Raw genomic sequence first — 2,628 nt, 5'->3', positions numbered from 1 at the left:
GTCCGTTGGGCATCTTGCCGTGTTTATGGGCTTTAGAATGATCACACAAAGGGCATTGCATGGACGAGTTGCAGATGAGAGATCCCCTCTACTCTACCAATCCCACGTTTATTTGACGCACTACCTCTTGCTATTAGCCTCTCAAATAGCTATAACCCATTTCCTACAAAGGTTTGGGGTTTTTTACAGCGTCAAATACTCCGAATAAATACTTGCCCACTACTTTTGGCATGAGTTTTCAATGAACTTGCAATGAATGGGGTTTGAGTAGCAACGGATACTGTTGGCGAACTTTACAATAGATTCTCAAGCCCAGTAAATCCGTTTTCAATTACTTGGTTGAAGCAACGTGTTTTCGTAACTTTAGATTTTAATATTAAGTTCGCCAACAATATCGACTGCTCATTTATCCCCTCCTAGGGTGTCCGCCGAGATACCTGCAAATTGGGACACGTTGTAAAGTTATATTAAGTCAGCTTACAGAACTCCTGATATAAGTCGGTTTCAGTCACAAGCTGAGTTTGTTACCTCCAAATGGAACATCCCCTAAAAAGGTCATTAATGGGCAAGTTTGAGTGACTGAATAGCGCGAAGAGTTGATTTTAGTGTGCAAAAATTAGAATGCCCCATTACCATTTTTGGGCAAGTTAGTAAATTGCTAAAGCACGTTTCGCAACATTTATTTACAACCTGTCCCATTTTGCACATACCTCGGCGGATACCCTCCTACAATAAGCAGAGTACGACTGGCTGCACCCAGTTCAGGGATGATGATTAGGATTATCGGTCAGTAACCCAAGAGCGTTCGCAATAACGCTCAGGCGGTCGTCAGCTGTGAGAAGAATCAATTGAGCAGATTGGGTAGTAGTAGCGAAAGCGGGTTGAAGGAGTAGCACTGAGGCCAGTTGTACCGCATCATAAGCGCGTAGAGGGTATTGCCCGACCAGGTGACTAGCCCTTTCCGCCAGCGTGGAATCGAGTTCAATGACTTGGTACTGATTATTCAGGTCAGAGCGAAACTTTTGCACAATCAGCTTTCTATCGCTGGGAGTCAAACTACCTTCCCTCTCCCGACGGGCGATCGCACTTCTGACTTCTACCCAAGTGATTCGGGCAATAAACATTAGACCTCTTGCAAAAGTCGATGTTAAAATTGGGTAAATAAAGATGAATTAAACTAGGAAATGACTTATAGAAATGTAAAAAAACTGAAGCCTGAAGACTTTAAACGATTGTGTGGAGTGCATCTGGGAACTTTCAATCAGATGGTAGCAATAGTTAAGAAAGCAGAAACTTCACGCCAGAAAACAGGCAGACCGTCAAAATTAAAAATTGAAGACCAAATCTTAATGACTCTAGAATATTGGCGAGAATACCGAACTTATTTTCACTTGGGTTCATCTTGGGGAATCAATGAATCTACCGCCTATCGAATCATCAAAAAAGTTGAGAACATTTTGATTCAAGCTAAAGAATTAAGGTTGCCGGGAAAAAAACGGCTAATTCAAGATGACTATCAGCTAGAGACGGTAGTAGTAGATGTGAGTGAAACGCCGATAGAAAGGCATAAAAAAAACAAAAACAATATTTCAGTGGGAAAAAGAAAAAGCATACTTTAAAAGCCCAAATAATTATCAATCAAAAAAATGGGCAGATTTTATGTACGGCTTATGGGAAGGGGAAAGAGCATGATTTTAAAATATACAAAAAAAGTAAAGTAAGCATTAAAAAAGAAATTAAATGTTTAGCCGATAAAGGATATCAAGGTATTCAAAAATATCATCCTTTCAGTCAAACGCCTAAAAAGAAGCCGAGAAAAAATAAGCTGTCTCCTTTAGATAAAAAAGCTAATAGAGAGTTAGCTCAAGAAAGGGTATTAATTGAAAATGTATTTGCACAGTTAAAAAAGTTTAGGATTTTGCAAGGGCGATATCGGAACAGAGGAAAACGATTTGGATTGAGATTTAATTTAATAGCTTGCCTTTATAATTATGAGCTTACTTTAGGTCTAAATCCTCTTTTAACTTGACTTTTGCAAGAGGTCTAATGAGTTGCCGGGATTGGGAGCCGAGAGCGCTCTTATCCAGGCACTACCAGTTTCCGGCACGTACCGTTTTACCAGGGCGCTACTATCCAGAAAATAGGCGGTCAGATTGGACCCCGTTCTTCAATAATGATTTCTGAGAGCGGCTTGCCGGGGGATGCCTCCAGTCTTTGGGTCAGTTCGCGCCACGCTTCTTCGGAGACCGATTCAACATCGCCGCGACGGGGAGGCGGCGTGACCAGTCCTGCTGCCACTAGAGATTGAATTATCTGTTCAGATTCCGACGCTGCTTCTTTCGTCAAAACTTGAATCCGCACAGTTTGCCCATCAGTTAGGGATAAAGGATTTTGGGGGCGCAGCACCCCGTTAGAGTAGACAGCCGTAATAGTTTCTGACATAGTTGGCGCAGTTTTCACCGGAAGTGTTGTCATGAGGCTTTTGACAACAGCGTAACTTTAGTAAAAGTTGCTGCCAGTCCTGGGGAAAGCCCTGCCCCGACTATTGGTGACTCTTCAAGGGTAGCCAATTATATCCCAAAGTGCTTAAGTAACTACAAGCGCAACGAGCGAAATAGCTACATAAAG

Annotated in this window: 4 protein-coding genes; 2 read left to right on the top strand and 2 right to left on the bottom strand. The window is 42.0% G+C overall.

The annotated features are described in order from the left end of the window. Nucleotides 1-208, top strand: a 208-nt coding sequence (locus AC2VE5_RS25630; RefSeq protein ID WP_486890401.1) for a hypothetical protein, incomplete at its 5' end; no start/stop codon positions are given. A gap of 553 nt (nt 209-761) precedes the next feature. Here AC2VE5_RS25630 and AC2VE5_RS25625 read toward each other — a convergent pair. After that, nucleotides 762-1,124, bottom strand: a complete 363-nt coding sequence (locus AC2VE5_RS25625; RefSeq protein ID WP_486890400.1) for a type II toxin-antitoxin system VapC family toxin — start codon at nt 1,122-1,124, stop codon at nt 762-764. Nucleotides 1,125-1,184: 60 nt separating this feature from the next. Between AC2VE5_RS25625 and AC2VE5_RS25620 the strand changes: the two genes are divergently transcribed. Further along, nucleotides 1,185-2,029, top strand: a protein-coding gene (locus AC2VE5_RS25620) for an IS5 family transposase (RefSeq protein WP_486890399.1) whose coding sequence is annotated in 2 segments (ribosomal slippage) — nt 1,185-1,569 and nt 1,569-2,029 — 846 coding nt in all. Because the reading frame shifts where the segments join, the coding sequence is not laid out codon by codon here. A gap of 119 nt (nt 2,030-2,148) precedes the next feature. Here the strand turns inward: AC2VE5_RS25620 and AC2VE5_RS25615 are convergent. Beyond that, complete coding sequence (locus AC2VE5_RS25615) at nt 2,149-2,442, bottom strand: antitoxin AF2212-like protein (RefSeq protein WP_486890398.1); 294 nt, start codon at nt 2,440-2,442, stop codon at nt 2,149-2,151. Nucleotides 2,443-2,628 lie beyond the last annotated feature (186 nt).

Source organism: Aliterella sp. E5.1 (assembly GCF_057473825.1).
The sequence above is the reverse complement of the archived record's forward strand: the minus strand, read 5'-3'. Positions and strand labels throughout refer to the sequence as shown.